At 70.8% G+C, this 16,800-nt stretch carries 12 protein-coding genes and 1 pseudogene; 9 read left to right on the forward strand and 4 right to left on the reverse strand.

What is annotated here, in order from left to right:
* Positions 1-39: 39 nt before the first annotated feature.
* Positions 40-909 (reverse strand): hypothetical protein, encoded by an 870-nt coding sequence (locus tag KQY30_RS21915; RefSeq protein ID WP_217308306.1) that lies wholly within the window; start codon positions 907-909, stop codon positions 40-42.
* Between the two features lie 270 nt (positions 910-1,179).
* On the opposite strand from KQY30_RS21915, the pseudogene KQY30_RS21920 reads away from it, so the two are divergent.
* The 3 genes and pseudogenes from KQY30_RS21920 (at position 1,180) to KQY30_RS21930 (ending at position 5,629) form a co-directional block, all read left to right on the forward strand.
* Positions 1,180-3,302 (forward strand): annotated as a pseudogene (locus KQY30_RS21920) (N-6 DNA methylase).
* 204 nt (positions 3,303-3,506) lie between these two features.
* Positions 3,507-4,100: a hypothetical protein gene (locus KQY30_RS21925; RefSeq protein ID WP_217308307.1), complete on the forward strand. Its 594-nt coding sequence runs from the start codon at positions 3,507-3,509 to the stop codon at positions 4,098-4,100.
* Positions 4,097-5,629: a serine/threonine-protein kinase gene (locus tag KQY30_RS21930; protein WP_217308308.1), complete on the forward strand. Its 1,533-nt coding sequence runs from the start codon at positions 4,097-4,099 to the stop codon at positions 5,627-5,629. The genes KQY30_RS21925 and KQY30_RS21930 overlap by 4 nt, the downstream gene beginning before the upstream one ends.
* Before the next feature lie 76 nt (positions 5,630-5,705).
* On the opposite strand, the gene KQY30_RS21935 is transcribed toward KQY30_RS21930, so the two are convergent.
* Together KQY30_RS21935 and KQY30_RS21940 are read right to left on the reverse strand one after the other, a co-directional pair.
* Positions 5,706-6,773 (reverse strand): chitinase, encoded by a 1,068-nt coding sequence (locus KQY30_RS21935; protein ID WP_217311233.1) that lies wholly within the window; start codon positions 6,771-6,773, stop codon positions 5,706-5,708.
* A gap of 307 nt (positions 6,774-7,080) precedes the next feature.
* Positions 7,081-8,019 (reverse strand): class I SAM-dependent methyltransferase, encoded by a 939-nt coding sequence (locus KQY30_RS21940; protein ID WP_217308309.1) that lies wholly within the window; start codon positions 8,017-8,019, stop codon positions 7,081-7,083.
* 140 nt (positions 8,020-8,159) lie between these two features.
* Between KQY30_RS21940 and KQY30_RS21945 the strand changes: the two genes are divergently transcribed.
* Positions 8,160-8,540, forward strand: coding sequence for a GtrA family protein (locus KQY30_RS21945; RefSeq protein WP_217308310.1), 381 nt, complete (start codon positions 8,160-8,162; stop codon positions 8,538-8,540).
* A gap of 141 nt (positions 8,541-8,681) precedes the next feature.
* Here the strand turns inward: KQY30_RS21945 and KQY30_RS21950 are convergent, their stop codons facing one another.
* Entirely contained in the window at positions 8,682-9,851 is a 1,170-nt protein-coding gene (locus tag KQY30_RS21950; RefSeq protein WP_198533911.1) for an acyltransferase, read from the reverse strand.
* A gap of 468 nt (positions 9,852-10,319) precedes the next feature.
* Between KQY30_RS21950 and KQY30_RS21955 the strand changes: the two genes are divergently transcribed.
* The 5 genes from KQY30_RS21955 (at position 10,320) to KQY30_RS37170 (ending at position 16,461) form a co-directional block, all read left to right on the forward strand.
* The gene (locus KQY30_RS21955; RefSeq protein ID WP_217308311.1) at positions 10,320-10,976 is read left to right on the forward strand and encodes a SurA N-terminal domain-containing protein; all 657 of its coding nucleotides are present in this window, start codon (positions 10,320-10,322) and stop codon (positions 10,974-10,976) included.
* Between the two features lie 266 nt (positions 10,977-11,242).
* Positions 11,243-12,280, forward strand: coding sequence for a nucleoside triphosphate pyrophosphohydrolase (locus tag KQY30_RS21960; protein WP_217308312.1), 1,038 nt, complete (start codon positions 11,243-11,245; stop codon positions 12,278-12,280).
* A 56-nt stretch (positions 12,281-12,336) separates the two neighbouring features.
* Entirely contained in the window at positions 12,337-14,013 is a 1,677-nt protein-coding gene (locus KQY30_RS21965) for a sel1 repeat family protein (protein ID WP_217308313.1), read from the forward strand.
* Positions 14,014-14,090: 77 nt separating this feature from the next.
* Positions 14,091-15,365: a cytochrome P450 gene (locus tag KQY30_RS21970; protein WP_217308314.1), complete on the forward strand. Its 1,275-nt coding sequence runs from the start codon at positions 14,091-14,093 to the stop codon at positions 15,363-15,365.
* Positions 15,366-15,558: 193 nt separating this feature from the next.
* Complete coding sequence (locus KQY30_RS37170; protein WP_302185329.1) at positions 15,559-16,461, forward strand: transglycosylase family protein; 903 nt, start codon at positions 15,559-15,561, stop codon at positions 16,459-16,461.
* The last annotated feature ends 339 nt before the right edge of the window (positions 16,462-16,800 follow it).

The raw sequence follows: 16,800 nt of genomic DNA on the forward strand, positions 1-16,800 counted from the left end.
AGCAGGCCGCCATGCGGCCGTCCCCGGGGTCGGCGACCGTCAGTTGGTCAGGCTGTCCAGGTCGACTATGTCCTTGTCGGCGGGGACCTCCGCCGGGACCGGCTTGTCGTAGTCCGTGAAGATCAGGGTGCCGGGGTCCTCGCCCGTGGTGACGACCTTCAGGAGGTACGGCTCGCCCTCGGTGGCGACGTAGACCGTGTAGTCGGACGTGCCGTCGGTCTCGGTGAGCGTGATCGCCTGACGGCCGTTCACCGTGGTGAGCGGGCCCTTTCGGGCCACGGTGTCGCCCTCCTCGAAGCCGGACAGCAGTTCGTCGAGGTCGCAGAACCCGACCAGGTCCTTGGCGTCGGGGTCCTTGGTGTCGGTCTTCACCCAACGGTCGGCCAGCATGTCGACCACCGCGTCGGTCTCGCTCTTGGGCGACCCCTTGCCCTGGGCCCGCAGCAGTTCCTCGTCGTACTTCATGTAGACGGTCGCGCCGAGCTTGGACAGCGTCACCGTGCCCTCGTCGTTCAGCGACATGGTGCCCGCGCAGTCGCCCTTCTTGCTGAGGGCCATGTCCGTGACGACATGGTCCCCGGCGTCCTTCGTGTCGGCCTTGAGGGTCAGGGAGGAGGCGGCGCGGACCGCGGCGAAGGACTTGTCGGCGATCTCGGGGCCCGACAGGTCCGCGAACGGCTCGGCTTTCTTGGCGGTGTTCTGGCCGGAGCCGGAGCCGGAGCCGGTACCCGTGCCGGAGTCGGTGTTCGAGCCGCCCGAGCCCTTCGCGTCGGACGGTCCGCACGCCGCGAGGGCCAGGACGGTGGCCGCGCAGACCACGGCGAACGCGCCTCGGCGGAATCGGGGTGCGGTGGTGACAGTCATGAGGTTCTCCGGGAGCTGCTGATACGGCTGAGCGGACTGCGACATGGGTGGGCCTCCGGGACGGGCGTGACGAGGTGAAGCGCGTACGGCGTGTGTACGGCGAGCCGGTAGCCCGGCAGATGTGACCAGGACTTCAGGATGTCCCCGGCGGCCATGGGTCAATGAAAACAGAAGCTGTGAACCGAGTCAACGGCATTCATGCTTGCGGGGTAGGTCTACGCTGTGAACGGCAGTGTCCGTCCACGCCGCTATGCTCGACGCCACAGCAGAGCCCAAGAGCCCCACACAGCCCTACGGTGAGAGGGAGGCAGCCAGGTGCCGGAGAACGCAGCAGAGGTCACGGCCGCGGGAATCGCCCGGCTCGCGGGGGTGGGGCGGGCCGCCGTCAGCAACTGGCGGCGGCGGCACAGCGACTTCCCCCAGCCCGTCGGCGGCACCGAGACCAGCCCCTCCTTCGCCCTGACCGAGGTCGAGCGATGGCTGCGTGACCAGGGGAAACTCGCCGAAGTACCGCTGCGTGAACGGGTCTGGCAGGAACTCTCCGGCGACAGCGCGGGCACCGCCACCGCCCTGGTCCGCGCGGGCTGCGTCCTGCTGCTCGTACGGGACAGGCCGACGCGCTGGCGGTATCTGGCCGCGGCCCCTGACGACCGGCTCGCCGAACTGCTGCCGACTGCCCTCGGCGAGGTGCTCGCCCCCGCTTCGGCGACAGGATGGAGAGCGCTGTTCACAGCCCAAGTGCCCGTGAGGTGCTCTCGTCCGTACCGCTGCTGCGCAATGTCGGTGAACTCGCGGCGGAGCTGGGTGCTCGCGAGGCCTTCGAGTTCCTGCTCGGCCGCCATCTCGACGCCAATCCGCGCCAGTACACGCTCACCCCGCCCGAGGCCGCCGCGCTGATGGCCGCCCTGGCCGATCCGGTCGCGCCCGACGGTGCCCCGGCCAGGAAGGCGACTGTCCTCGACCCCGCCGCCGGTGCCGGTGCCCTCCTGTGCGCCGTACCGGACGCCGGTGTCCTCCACGCCCAGGACGCCGTCCCCGAACTCGCCGCGCTCGCCGGGCTGCGCCTCGCCCTCCACACCGACGCGGAGGTCCGGGCGCGCGCCGGGGACACGCTGCGCGCCGACGCCTTCCCGCGTCTCGCCGTCGACGCCGTGCTCTGCCACCCGCCGTTCAACGAGCGCAATTGGGGCCATGACGAACTGGCCTACGATCCGCGCTGGGAGTACGGCTTCCCGGCCCGTACGGAGTCGGAACTCGCCTGGGTCCAGCATGCGCTGGCCCGGCTGAGGCCCGGCGGCACGGCCGTCCTGCTCATGCCGCCCGCTGCCGCGTCCCGCCGCTCGGGCCGCCGGGTACGCGCCGATCTGCTGCGCCGGGGCGCGCTGCGCGCCGTGGTCGCCCTGCCCGCCGGGGCGGCGCCCCCGTACGGCATCCCGCTCCACCTCTGGGTCCTGCGCAAACCGGTCGCGGGGGAGCGGCCCTCGCCCGAACTGCTGCTGGTCGACACGGCCGAACTCTCGGCGGGGGGCGGCCGGGACAGTGTCGACTGGGCGACCGTCCACAGCACCGTCCTCGACGCCTGGCAGCCCTTCGACCGGCGGGGCACGGCCGAGGAGCGGCCGGGCGTCAGCCGGGCGCTGCCCGTCGTCGAACTTCTCGACGACGATGTGGACCTGGCGCCCGCACGCCATCTCCCGCCCCCGGCCGCCGCGAACGGTACGGCCGAACTCGCCCTTGTACGTGAGCGGCTGGCCGGCACGCTGACGCTGACGGCCGAACTCACCCCGCCCGACGCGCTGTTCACGACGGGCGGCGAAGCGGCCGGGGCCGCGCCCGCCCACCGGCTCACCACCACCGTCGGTGAACTCGCCCGCGCGGGAGCGCTCGTGCTGTACACGGGCGGCTCAGGCGCCACCGCGGAGGCCACGAGCGCCGTGCCCGGCGCGGACGGCACCCCCGTACCCGTACCGGTCCTCACCGAGCACGACCTGCTCACGGGCCGCGCTCCCTCGGGCGTGCTCCCCGACGGGGCGCCCGAGGAGCCCGTACGGATCGAGGAGGGCGACGTCGTGGTGCCCGTCCTCGGCGGCGGCGCGGTCGCACGGGTCATGGACGGCGCCATGGCCGGCGCGGCGCTCGGCCGCAACCTCCAGTTGCTGCGGCCCGATCCGGCCGCACTCGACCCCTGGTTCCTGGCCGGTTTCCTGCGCGGCACCGCCAACACCCGGCAGGCCAGCAGTTATGCCTCCACCGCGACCCGGCTCGACGCCCGCAGGCTCCAGCTCCCCCGGCTCCCGCTCGCCGACCAGCGTCGGTACGGGGAGCGTTTCCGGGCGCTGGCCGCGTTCGAGGACGCGTTGAGGCTGGCGGGACAGCTCGGGGAGCAGCTCGTACAGGGGATGTACGACGGTCTGGCGGACGGCAGCGTCGGGATGTGACGGCAGTGCGGTGACGCGATCAGCTCGGCAACTGATCAGCTCGGCAACGGTTGTGCACAACCCCGACCCGTTGTCCGCGCCGGTGTATACGCTCAGATCAGCACCGCATTCGTATCCGTTTTCGCATGGTGTCCCTGGCCGGATGCCGCCGGACGCGCCGCGGTGTGCGAGCCCAGTCCACCAGGCATCCAGGAGCAAGCAGTCATGTTCGGCCCCGGCTTCGCGCCGACGCCCCCTCGGCGACCGCACATCGCCACGCTCATCACCCTGCGGGTGGTGTTCGTGGGTCTCACGGTGCTGAGCTTCGGATTCCTCGGCTGGGCGGCGATGCTGAGGATCGCGGTCATGCGGCGCCGGGTGGTCGACTGGGTGCTCTGCTGCGTCGCGTTCGGCTGGGAGCTGGGACTTTTCATATACATCGCGACGAGCGGGAACGCGGAGCCGACGAACGGGGACATCGCTCTGCTGGGCGTGCTCGTTCTGTCGGCGATCGCGATCACGGCCTACTTCCTGGTCTTTGACATCGGGCACTACTCCCGGGCCGGCCGAATACCGGCGGTCCCGTACGCGCCACAGTCGGCGCAGGCGACGCCTCCGCCGTACGGGTACGGCTACCAGCCCCCGTACGCCGCTCCCGCCCGGCCCCAGCCCCCGGTCCAGGCCCAGGTGCCCGTACAGCCCTCGCCCACGCCGCCGCGCACCGCGCCCCGTATCGATCAGGTCCGTGCCGAGCTGGACGAGCTGAGCGACATCCTGCGCCAGAGCCAGGGCGGCCGGGAAGGCCGGGACGGCCGGTGAACGGACGGGTCATCGCCGGCCGTTACGAGCTGTCGACCCTGATCGGGCAGGGCGGCATGGGCCAGGTCTGGACCGCGTACGACCAGCGGCTCGACCGCCGGGTCGCGGTGAAGCTGCTCCGTCCCGACCGGATGGCCGCCGCCACCGCCGCCGACGAGATGCGCCGGCGCTTCGTCCGGGAGTGCCGGGTCACCGCGCGGGTCGACCATCCCGGTCTGGTCACGGTCCATGACGCGGGCAGCGACGACGACGATCTCTACCTCGTCATGCAGTACGTCGAGGGCGCCGACCTCGCCGACCATCTCGCGGAGCACGACCCGTACCCCTGGCCGTGGGCGGTCTCGGTCGCCGCGCAGCTCTGCGCCGTTCTGGCCGCCGTGCACGCCGTTCCGATCGTCCACCGCGACCTCAAGCCGCGGAACGTCATGGTCAGACCGGACGGTACGGTCATCGTCCTCGACCTGGGCGTCGCCTCCGTCATCGACTCCGACACCACCCGTCTCACCCACACCGGATCGCCCATCGGCAGCCCCGCCTACATGGCCCCCGAGCAGGCCATGGGCGGCGCGGTCGGCCCGTACACCGATCTGTACGCGCTCGGGGTGCTTCTGCACGAACTGCTCAGCGGGGGCGTCCCGTTCGCGGGCACCACCGTTCTCGGGGTGCTGCACCGGCATCTGTACGAGGCGCCCGTGCCGGTCCGCAGGATCAGGCCCGAGATTCCCGAGGCGCTGGAGCTGATCGTGCTGCGGCTGCTCGCCAAGGACCCGCAGCACCGCCCCTCCGGAGCGCAGGAGGTGTACGAACAGCTCACCCCGCTGCTGCCGTTGCGCGGCGGCCGTGCGGCGGGACCGCTCGACCCGACGCGCCCCTTTCTGCGCCCGCACGCCCCCTGGCCCGACCGGGCCACCACCCCGCCGACCGCGCCCGCGCCGCAGCAGCAGCCCGTACCGGCGGGGCGGCCGGATGTCGCCGCCGCCGTCGACGAGGTGAAACGGCTGCTCGGCGAGGGCAGCATCACCCGGGCCGTGGACATCCTCGGCGGCATCCTCCCGGCCGCCGCGGTGGAGCACGGCGAGCACTCCCCGGTCGTCCGCATCCTCCGCAAGCAGTACGCCTCGACGCTGATGGACGACGGGCAGTACCGCCGCGCGCTGCCCGAGCTGCGCAGGCTCGCCGAGGACCGGACGGCGGAGGCGGGGCCGGGCGATCCGCAGGCGCTCCAGTTCCGCTACGACGCCGCGCAGTGCCTGGAGCAGCTCGGCGAGGCGTCCGCCGCGCTGGCCGAGTACCGCGCGGTCCTGCCGTACTACGAGAACGGGCAGCCGGGTGTCGTCAGCGACCCGGCCCGTGCCTTCGACATCCGGCACCGGGTGGCCCATCTGCTCCTGGCGGTGGGCGATCACGCGGCGGCCCAGCAGCAGTTGCAGAGCCTGCTCTGGGACTCGGAGCGCGCCTACGGGGCGTACCACGCGCTCCCGGTCGAACTGCGCCGGACCCTGGAGCGCCAGCAGCGGTTCAGGGCCTGAGCGCGCCGCGACGGCGAAGGGGCCCGAGCGCGTTCAACGCCCGGGCCCCGCAACCGCTTTGACCGTGTGCCTGCTATCAGCGGCCCTGGAGCGACTTGACGTTGTTCCCGAAGGTCCAGTTCTTCGAGCCGTCCCAGTTGGCCGACCAGGTCATCAGGCCCTTCAGGCCGCCGTTGTAGTTGTTCCAGGCCTGCGCGACCAGGTTCGGCGCCATGTAGCCGCCCCCGGCGCCCGGCTGCGCCGGAAGTCCCGGGACCTGCTTGTCGTACGGGACCCGGATCGTGGTGCCCTGGATGACGAGTCCCCGGTTCAGGCAGTCGGTCTGCGCGGTGAACCCCGCGACGGTACCGGCGGAGTACGAGTCGCCCGAGCACCCGTACATGCTGCCGTTGTAGTACTGCATGTTCAGCCACCACAGCCGGCCGTTGTCCGCGTACTTCTTCACGATGGGCAGGTACGCGCCCCAGATCGAGCCGTACGCCACGCTGCCCCCGGTGACGTACGCCGTCTCGGGCGCCATCGTCAGGCCGAAGTTCGAGGGCATCCGGGCGAGCACACCGTCGATGATGCGGATGAGGTTGGCCTGCGAGGTGGAGAGCGTGTTGATGTTGCCGCTGCCGACGAGGCCGGTCTCGATGTCGATGTCGATCCCGTCGAAGTTGTAGGTCTTCAGGATCGGCACGACCGTTGCCACGAACCGGTCGGCGACGGCGCTGGAACTGAGGTCGATACCGGCCGTGGCGCCGCCGATCGAGAGGAGCGTGGTGAGGCCGGAGGCCTTGGCCTGGCACATCTCGGCCGGGGTCGCGACCTTGACCGTCGCGTCCATCCCGTCCTCCCAGAGGACGGTGCCGTCCGAGCGGATGACCGGGAAGGCCGCGTTGATCACGTTGTAGCCGTGCTCACGGATACGGCTGTCGGTGATCGGGATCCAGCCGAGCGGCGGGTGGACGCCATTGGCCGCGCCGTCCCAGTTCTCCCAGTACCCCTGGAGCACCTTGCCGGTGGGCTTCGACTTGACCGCGCAGGTCACGTCCTGCGCCGCGGCCTCGGCCCGGGGCGCGGCCGGCGCGGCGGCGACCAGGCCCTGCATGACGAAGGCCAGGGCGAGGCCGGCCCCCAGCAGACGTACCGTCCGAGCGATCACACCGTGCTCCCTTCTCGCCACGGCCGGCCGCCACCACCCTGGGGTCGGTGGAGGTGTCCATGACAATCAACACTGGCTGAGTGGGCGGAAATCACCGCTCAACGTAAGTTGGTCCAGACCTTTCGTCAATAGGTCTGGACCAACGAGGGTTCACGCGCGTGCAGGGGCGTGCGCGGGCGCCAGGCGCCCAGGTGTCAGCGCTCCGGTGTCAGCTCCGGTGTTGTCGGTGCTCCGGCGAGTGCTCCGGTGTCAGTGCTCGATGCCGGTGCTCCGGTGTCAGCGCTCCGGTGCCGGTGCTCCGGTGTCAGGCGCGCGCCCGCAGGAACGCCGACGTGGAGACCCGGCCCAGCAGCTCCAGCCGGGAGGTGCCGCTCGCCAGGTGCTTCTCCGCGGCCTCCTGCACGCCGGGCCAGCTCCGGTCGCCGAAGTCGTCGAGGACGACGATCCCGCCCGGGGCGACGATCTCCTCGACCCATTCGAGGTCGCTGGCGACACCCTCCGCGGAGTGGTCACCGTCGACGATGATCACGCCGTACTTCCGGTCGGAGACCGCGGCGCGCACCTTGGGGTCGCCGGAGAAGCCCTGCTGGACGCGCGCCTCGATGCCCGCGCGCCCGCCGAGCGCCAGATTCGCGCGGACGACGTCCTCCCGTACCGGCGTACCGGTCGGCTCGGCGCCCATCCCCGCACCCGGCTGGAGCTGGCTGCCCACCAGAGGGTCGACGATCGTCAGCTCCGCCTCCACACCGGCGCGGTGCAGCATCCGCATCAGCGTGGCCGCGAAGAGGCCGTGCAGGGTGCCGATCTCAAGGACGTTCTCGTTCGGCGGCTTGAGCAGCGGGACGGTCGACAGCTTGCCCAGAATGTTGGACGTGGAGCCGGCCAGCCGCCCCACGGCCAGGGACTCCAGGGCGATCACATTGCGGAAGGCGATGGTCACATTCCGTCGTGCGAGTCCGCCGTCCTCCCCCGAGACGGCGGCGATCTCACGGACAAGACCGTTGATCTCCGCGGGGCTCGGCACGCGGTGGCCGCTGCGCCCCGTCCGGTCGAACAGCAGGCCGACCGCGTACTGCTGGTTGCGCAGCTCCGTCTGCTGCTCGCGCAATTCCTTCGCCTCACGCCGAAGGGTTTCCAGATCGGTGCGCAGGCCGGACGCGGAACGTTGGATGCGCTTGTCCACCAGGGCTGCGGCGGGGCGGAGTATCCGCCTCGTGAGCCGGTTGCTCAGTAGGGATGACATGCGCGGAATGTACGCCCGCGCCACCCTCTCCAGGCCATCTGCGGATGGTGAACAGATGAAGTCTTGATGAGAGGCGAGTGGATAAAATGTGGAGGTGTGGTCGCTGAGTCGCGCGAAAGTGGCTGTGCCACACTCCTGAGGTGACGGTCCGGGTCCAGCTCTTCAGATTCGCCCTGGTGGGCGTGGTGAACACCGGTACGTACTACGTGTGCTACCTGACCATGCTGATCCGGCTCCCCTATGTCGTCGCGCATATTCTCGCGTTTCTTCTGAGCATGGTCGGCTCATTCTTCCTGAACAGCCGATTCACCTACCGGACCCGGCCGACCTGGCGGAAGTTCCTGCTGTTCCCGCTGACCAACGCGGCGAATTTCGTGATCAGCACGAGCGGGGTCTATCTGCTGGTGGATGTCCTGCACCAGAACAGCCGTTACGCGCCCCTGTTCGCGGCCGCGGCCGCCGTCCCGGTCACCTTTGTGGTCTCTCGTACGATCATGCTCCGCCCGGAGCGGTCGGTGTGACCGGCCGCTGAAACGCGGCGGTCCGGGTGCGCGCCGCGGAAGCGCGTACCCGGACCGCGGTCGGACCGTTCGGACGGGGATGAGGCGGGGATGAGGCGGGGCTCAGGCGTGGAGCTGGTGGGGCTCAGGCCCGGGCGGGGATCACGTCAGGACTTGTGTCCGTACCCGGTCCGCCTGCTTTTTCATCGTCCGCTTCAGCCGCGGCCCGAATGGCTTCTCCACCAGCTTGTGGATCAGCCATGCCAGCGTCAGCATCGACAGGATCGTCGCGATGAAGGTCAGCCTCGGCTCCAGGCCGAAGTGCCGGTGCAGAATGCTGATCGCGAACCAGCCGAGATGCTCATGGACCAGATAGAAGGGGTACGTGAGCGCGCCCGCGAAGGTCAGCCAGCGCCAGTTCGCCCAGCGCAGCCAGCCCAGGGCCACGGCCGCGACCGCCGCGAACGCGAAGGTCACGATGAGCAGGATCACGTACGGCGAGCGCTCCTGGAAGGCGGAGGTCGCGTTCGGGCTCCACAGTGCGGTCGTCGAGTAGCGCTGGCCGAGCAGCCAGCTCGTGGCGACGATGCCCCAGAGCAGCAGATCGCTCCCGTAACGGTGGATCAGATAGAGCGCCAGCCCGCCGATGAAGAACGGCGCGTGGTCGCGCATCACGAGCTCGTCGGTGAGCGGGTTGTCGGCGACCCGGGCGAACACCCCCGCCACCGTCCACAGGCAGCAGAAGATCACGACCCGGCGGTAGGTGACGCCCTTCCACACCACGAAGAGCGCGAAGAGCAGATAGAAGCGCGCCTCGACCCACAGGGTCCAGCACACTCCGAGCACCCGGTCCACGCCCATGGGCTGCTGAAGCATGGTCAGGTTCACCAGCACCTCGTTGAGGCGCAGCGGTTCGATGACCGAGGGCAGGGCGACACACGCGGCGGTGGTGAGGACGATGGCCGCCCAGTACGCCGGGTAGAGACGGGAGACCCGGGAGCGGAAGAAGTCCCCGAGCGACCGTCCCCAACTGCTCATACAGATGACGAAGCCGCTGATGACGAAGAAGAGCTGGACGCCCAGGGCGCCGTAGGTGGCGACCGCCGACAGATCGGGGAACAGCTCCTTCGGCGACTGGCCCCAGGCATGGGCGGTCTGGCCCTTCCCCGCGTAGTGGAAGACGCAGACCATGAGGGCCGCCAGGATGCGCAGCCCGTCCAGGGCCCGCATCCGGTCCTGCTTCGGCGCGGAGTCCTTCGGGGGCGCGGGGCGGCTCTCCGGCTCGGATACCGGTTCCGGATCCGGAACCCGAGCCAGTGTCGCTTGAGACATTCCGTATGTTCCGTTCGTTCACACTGCGGCGGCGGGGTGGGCAGGAGCTGCTGCCTGCCGAGGACGGTGCGGGCGTTCGCCGTGCGCGTGGCCGCCCCGGGGCCGTCGGTACCGGTAGTGGGTCGGTACGTCCGGTCCATCGCTCGGGGCGGGGCTCAGAAGGCCTGGTGAGTGGCGGCGCGGCAGCCCTCAGCGGAGCGACCCTAGGCGGCGACCGGTGAACGGTGCGACATCCACCGGGTGAACAGAATGATCGAACAGATGACTGTTCAGTGAACTTCCGGTGCCGGGGTTGGACTGTGCTCCGGGCGGTGCGCCGGGATCGGCTCCGGGGTGTGCGTGGGAGCGCGCGTACCCCAATCTCGCCGTTAATCGTTGGTCGAACCAGTGGCCCAGGCCACGCCGACTGCCTACCATCGATCACTGCAAGGCCTTGTGCATCGACGCACAATCACCGGGAGGCCCCCTTTGCACCGCCGCCGTCGCACCGCGCTCTCCGTCTCCGTCGCGCTTCTCGCCGCGGCCCCCCTGCTCACCGCCTGCGGCAATGACGCGCATCCCGGAGCCGCGGCGGTCGTCGGGGGCGAGCGGATCGAGGTCTCCGCGATCCAGGCCCAGGTACGGGAGGTCCGGGACGCGCAGGAGTCCACGCCGGACGGCGCGCAGCTCGTCAAGAGCACCGGGCAGCTCAGCCAGGCCAAGCTCAACAGCATGATCTTCGACCGGGTTCTCCAGGAGGCCGCGGACGAGGCCGGGGTGAGGATCACCCGCAAGGAGATCCAGACCACCCGGGAGCAGGCCGCCGCGCAGTCGGGCGGCGAGAAGCAGTTCGCCGCGATGCTGCTCCAGCAGGGCGCGCTCTCCGCCGGGCAGATCGACTCGGCGATCCGCCGTGAGGTCCTGCTGAACAAGCTGGCGCAGGCGCTCGGCGCGAACACCATGACCCCGGAGGGGCAGCAGGTGGTGCTCGCCGATCTGACCAAGACCTCGGAGAAGCTCGGTATCGACGTCAATCCGCGGTACGGGAGCTGGGACTACAAGCAGGTCCGGCTCGGCGAGGCGAAGCTGCCCTGGATCACGCAGGTCACCCAGCAGGCACCGGAGCAGGAGCCGTCGGACGCCTGAGCCCTGAGCCCTGAGCCGGGTGGGCCGTCGGCGCCCTGACTTTCGGGCGCGGCCGTCCGGCTTTGAGGCGTTGGTCGGCCGGCTTTCGGGCGCGGGCCGCTCGGTTTGCTGGCGCGGGCCGCCCGGTTTGCCGACGTGGGCCGTATGGCTCGTCCCGGCTCTCTGGGCCCGGTACGGCCAGGGGCGCCCGGTGCGGGCCGTCCGGCTCACGGGAGCTGTCCGGCCGTCGGTCACGGGGCCGGTCCGGCCGGAGGTAGGTTCGAGTGGTGACTGACGAAGTTCCCGCCGCCCCCGGCCGTATCGTCCTGCTGACCGCCAGCCACCGGGTCGCGCCCGGGCTGCTGTCCTGGCCGGCCTGGCAGACGCTGCGTGCCGCCGACCGCGTGCTGTGCTCCGACCGCGATCATCCGCAGCTCCCGTATCTGCGCGAGGCCGGCGTCACCGTCGAGCACCCCGCCTCCGTCGGTGCCCAGGACCTGGTCGACGCCTGCGCCGGTGGCCGTACGGTTGTGGTCATCCCGTCCAGCGGCGGTGACGGCGGCGGCGCGGGCGACGGCACCCTGACCGACGGTCTCGCGCGGCTGGCCGGGTCCGGCCGCGTGCAGATGCCCGACCTGGAGCTGCTCCCCGGCTCGTACGACCTGCCGGGCGCCCGGCTCCTCGATCTCGTCCATGTCATGGACCGGATCCGCCGCGAATGCCCGTGGTCGTCGACCCGGACCCACAAGGAGCTGGCCAAGTACGGCATCGAGGAGGCGTACGAACTCGTCGAGGCGATCGAGGACGGCGACGCCGACGAACTCCGCGAGGAGCTGGGCGATGTACTCCTCCAGGTCGTCTTCCACGCCCGCATCGCGCAGGACGGGCTCGACGAGGGGAGCGAGCCGTTCTCCATCGACGATGTCGCCGCCACGATCGTGGAGAAGCTGATCCACCGTCACCCCCATGTCTTCGGCGACGAAACGGCGGAGACCCCGGAGGAGGTCAAGGCGCACTGGCTCCGTACCAAAGCGGTCGAGAAGCAACGTGATTCGATCACCGACGGCGTCCCCCTCACCCAGCCCGGCCTCGCCCTCGCCTCCAAGCTCGCGGGCCGCGTCCGTACGGCGGGCCTGAACGTCCCGCTCCCGACGGGCGACAGCATCGGCTACGACCTGCTCGCCCTGGCCGCACAAGCCGAAAAGGCCGGTACGGACCCGGAGACGGCCCTGCGCGCGGCGGCTCGTACATACAGGGACGCGATCCGCGCGGCGGAAGAGGCGGAGAAGGGCTTCACCGCTGAAGAGAGCCGCGCCACTGAGTAACGTTGCGGCAGCGGCGAGTTGACGCCGGGCGGGTTGCGGGACGCGGGGGACGAGCGATGGGTACGGGCGGGGACGGCGGGCCGGAGCCGGACGCGGAATCGGGCGAACTCGAAATGGCTATCAGCAATCTCGAAGCGGCCGCCGGCGGGTTCGGCATCGAACGGGAGCGGGAGCAGCGGCGCAAGTCCACCAGTAACACGGTCTCCGGCGGCACGGTTCACGGGGGTGTCGTGCAGACCGGATCCGTCGGGTCGGTCTATCTCGGCGTGGGAACCCAAGGAACCAGCCTGCCCACGCTGGACGACTGGCCCCGGATGTACGACCTGCTGCCGCTCGACCTCGGCGTACGGACCTCCCGTACCTTCCGCGAGGAAATCGACCTGACGCCGTACGCGGAGCGGGACGGCGACGCGCGGCTCCACGGCCTGGTCCGGGACTGTGCCGCCCGGGGCGGGCTGGTGCTGGTGACCGGCGAGCGGCTGTCCGGCAAGACCAGAACCGCGTACCGGGCGCTGCTCAACAGCCTGGGCCGGCGTGCGAGGGTCTTCGCTCCCGGCCCCGGTACGGACCTCCAGGGCCTGCCGGCGCTGCTGCGCGGCCGGGGAAGCGGACCGTACGCGGTGTGGCTGGACGATCTGGAGGGCCATCTCGGCGAGCACGGGCTGACGCCCGGCCTGCTCACCCAGCTCATCCGGCAGCGGATGCTCGTGGTGGCCACGATGAGCGACCACGAGTACGAGAAGCACCGCTTCGGCACCTCCGCGAGCGCCCGGGTGCTGGCGAGAGCGGAGCCGGCCGAGCTGGCCTCGCGATGGAGCGACGAGGAACTGTCGCGGCTCGAAGAGCTGTCGTCGCGCGACCTCCGGTTGTCCGGCGCGATCGAATGGCGCGGCGACAGCGGTGTCACCGAATACCTCGCCATCGGTCCCGACCTCTGGGCGGAGTGGCGGCACGCCCGCCGCCCGAGCGCCCACCCGCGCGGCCATCTGCTGGTCCGGGCCGCGATCGACCTCGCGCGGTACGGGATCAGGGAGCCGGTGCCGCAGGAACTGCTCCGGTCCGTCCACGAGCTGTACGGCGCCGGGGGCGCGGGCGTGAGCCTGGAGCCGTTCGAGGAGGCCCTCGCCTGGGCCACCGAGATCCGGAACGGTGTCAGCGGGCTGCTGGTGGCGGGTCCGGAGGCGGGCACCTGGCGGGCGTACGGCTCGCTGGTCGCCGACGCGGTCCGGTCCCCGGACGCGGTGCGGCTTCCGTACCGCGCCTGGATGTACGTCCTCTCGGCGCTGCGGTCCCGCGCACCCGGCGCGGACGCGGTGCTGGCAGCGGCCCGGACCGCCCTGCTGCCGGACGCGGAGGCGGGTGACGCCAAGGCCATGTACTGGCTCGCCTCGGTCTGCCACGAGCAGGACAGGGCGGAGGCCGCGCGCTGGTACGCCGCGGCGGCGGACGCGGATCCGCAGTACGCCTATGAAGCGGGGAAGTACCTGGCCGAACGCGGTGACGTCTTCGAGGCCATGCCGTACCTCCGGACCGCCGCCGAGGCCGACAGCCGGCTCGCCGCCGCCCTTCTCGGCAGGCTCATGCGCGATCAGGCCGAGCACTGGCTGCGGGTGGCGGCCGAGGACGGCGACGAAGAGTCGGCGCAAGAGCTGAGCGACCTTGTCAGCAGGCCCCGCAGGGCGGAGTGGGCCGTGGTTTATCAGGCAGCGCAAGATCTGGCGCGCGACCTCTAGAGGCACGTCAACGCGCGCCCGGCCCGCCCGGCCCGCCCAAGGCCGGCCTCCTCCGCCCGGCCGGTTACCGTCGACCGGTGACACCGACGCCCCCCGCTCCCACCCCCACCGCCCCCGAACTCTTCACCTGGGAGTTCGCCAGCGACCCCTACCCCGCGTACGCCTGGCTCCGTGAGTGGGCTCCCGTCCATCGCGCCCGGCTTCCCAGCGGTGTCGAGGCGTGGCTCGTGACGCGGTACGGGGATGCCAAGGCCGCCCTCGCCGACGCGCGGCTGTCCAAGAACCCCGTGCACCATGCCGAGTCGGCGCACGCCAAGGGCAAGACCGGGATCCCGGGGGAGCGGGACGCCGCGCTCATGACGCATCTGCTGAACATCGATCCGCCCGACCACACCCGGCTGCGGCGCCTCGTGTCAAAGGCGTTCACACCACGGCGGGTCGCCGAGTTCGCCCCGCGGGTGCGGGAGTTGACCGACCGGCTCATCGACGGATTCGCCGCGGAGGGCGAGGCGGATCTGATCCATGACTTCGCCTTTCCCCTCCCCATTTACGCGATCTGCGATCTGCTCGGAGTGCCGGCCGAGGACCAGGACGACTTCCGCGACTGGGCCGGAATGATGCTGCGCCATACAAAAGGGGGGAACGGCGCCGGGCCGCGCGGCGGAGTGGCGCGGGCCGTCAAGAAGATACGGGGATATCTGGCCGAACTCATCCATCGCAAAAGGGAGAATCCCGGTGACGATCTGATCTCCGGTCTTATCCGGGCAAGTGACCACGGCGAGCATCTCACCGAGAACGAGGCCGCGGCGATGGCCTTCATCATTCTGTTCGCCGGTTTCGAGACGACCGTGAACCTGATCGGCAATGGCGTCTATTCGCTGATGCGCCATCCCGAGGAGCGCGCCCGGTTCCAGCGGTCGATCGACGCCGGCGAGACGGAACTGCTCGCGAGCGGGGTCGAGGAACTGCTCCGCTACGACGGGCCGGTGGAGCTGGCGACCTGGCGCTATGCCACCGAGCCGCTGACGCTGGGCGGGCAGCCGGTCGCGGCGGGCGATCCCGTACTCGTCGTACTCGCCGCGGCGAACCGCGACCCCGAGCGGTTCGCCGGACCCGACACTCTCGATCTTGCCCGGCGTGACAATCAGCACCTTGGCTACGGGCACGGAATCCATTACTGCCTCGGCGCGCCGCTTGCCCGCCTCGAAGGTCAGACCGCTCTCGCGACACTGCTGACCCGCCTTCCCGATGTGCGGCTTGCCGTGGATCCGGTGGATTTGCGCTGGCGCGGCGGGCTCATCATGCGGGGATTGCGCACACTTCCGGTGCAGTTCACGCCATTGTCCGGCTGATGGACGGCTGCCGGTTTCGCCGCCGTACCGCGTCTCGTCAAGCCCGAATAACTGACGGGTCGTCAAGACTGTGACTTTCACGTGATCTCCGCTGCATCGACTTGTGACAGGCGTTCGAGTACCGCTACGTTCACCGACGACTCAGCAGCACCATCGCCGTAGTCGAAACGACAGTCACACGGAAGGCAATCGCATGCGCTCCGGGAACGGCCGACACCGCAGACCACGCCAGGCTCCCGCTCTGATCGTCGCCGCGGGGGTGACCGGTTCGGCCATCGCCATCCCGCTGTTCGCCGCCTCCGGTGCCAGCGCCGCCGACGGTTCCACCTGGGACCGGGTCGCCGAGTGCGAGAGCGGCGGCATGTGGAGCGCGGACCTGGGCAACGGCCACTACGGCGGCCTCCAGTTCACCCAGGAGACCTGGGACGCCTTCGGCGGCGGGGAGTACGCGGCCCGGCCCGACCTCGCCAGCCGTTCCCAGCAGATAGCGATAGCCGAGAAGGTGCTCTCGGCGGAGGGCGTGAAGGCCTGGTCGAGCTGCGCCCCGGTCTCCGGTCTGGTGGACGCCCTGCTTCCGGACATCGACCTCGGCGGCGACTCGGACCGCGTCAAGGCCCCGAAGGGCAAGGCGAGCACCGGTCCGTCGGACGGCCCCTCGGCCACTCCTGGCGGCACGTCCTCCCCGTCCGCCGGCGCGAGCGCGCGGCCGGGCGAGTCGGTCCCCTCCGGTTCGGCCGTCGCCCCCACGCCCGGAGCCTCCGCTTCCGCCGAGGGCACGGACGGTACGGAGGGTACGCCCGGCGCCGACGGCATCGAGAGCGCCCTTCCCGGCGGCCTCGGCGGCACGGCGGTCGGCGGCAGCGACTCGGCCACCGGCAAGCACCGCGGCCCGGCGGCCCAGGAGGACGCCGTACCGGACACCTCGGGCGAAGGCTATGAATACGGTCGTCATGCCTCACGGGGTGACGGACTGTCACGGAGTACGGATGTCCTGCCGGACGCCTCGGACGCCTCCGGCGCCGCGGACGCCGACCGGCCCGCCGAGCGCAACTGGCTCATCGCTGACGGTCTGAAGGTGCCCGGCGGGTGGCTGTGAGGTGAACGGGGGTGGGCGTCGCCCGCCCCCGGCCCGCCCCGGGCGGGCCATTAGCTCGACCCGCGCTCGTCCGCCGCTCGTCCCCGGCTCGACCGGCGGCCCGTATGCCCTGGTCAGGGTCCTGATCCGGATGTGAAACAGAAGCCGTTCGCCGGGGAGCCGGCCCGGCTGTCGGCGGGGCGGTTCGCCGCTCTATGTCCTCTTCTGCGCAAGTGAGACAAGCGTCTCTTTGCGGCAACTGAGGACTTTTGACCTGTGCGTTGCGCCGACTTAGGTCCTCACCAGCCGAAACGCCTAAACCTGGAAGGTCGTTAAGGGGATTTTTGTCCCCGATGTACT

Origin of the sequence: Streptomyces sp. GMY02, from assembly GCF_019056675.1 — a bacterium.
Classification (GTDB): Bacteria; Actinomycetota; Actinomycetes; order Streptomycetales; family Streptomycetaceae; genus Streptomyces; species Streptomyces odonnellii.

Bases quoted from the DNA above. Each gene is read 5' to 3' on its own strand.
- KQY30_RS21915 (WP_217308306.1), bottom strand. From the start codon at position 909: ATGTCGCAGTCCGCTCAGCCGTATCAGCAGCTCCCGGAGAACCTCATG.
- KQY30_RS21965 (WP_217308313.1), top strand. From the start codon at position 12,337: ATGGGTACGGGCGGGGACGGCGGGCCGGAGCCGGACGCGGAATCGGGC.
- KQY30_RS21950 (WP_198533911.1), bottom strand. From the start codon at position 9,851: ATGTCTCAAGCGACACTGGCTCGGGTTCCGGATCCGGAACCGGTATCC.
- KQY30_RS21940 (WP_217308309.1), bottom strand. From the start codon at position 8,019: ATGTCATCCCTACTGAGCAACCGGCTCACGAGGCGGATACTCCGCCCC.
- KQY30_RS37170 (WP_302185329.1), top strand. From the start codon at position 15,559: ATGCGCTCCGGGAACGGCCGACACCGCAGACCACGCCAGGCTCCCGCT.
- KQY30_RS21925 (WP_217308307.1), top strand. From the start codon at position 3,507: ATGTTCGGCCCCGGCTTCGCGCCGACGCCCCCTCGGCGACCGCACATC.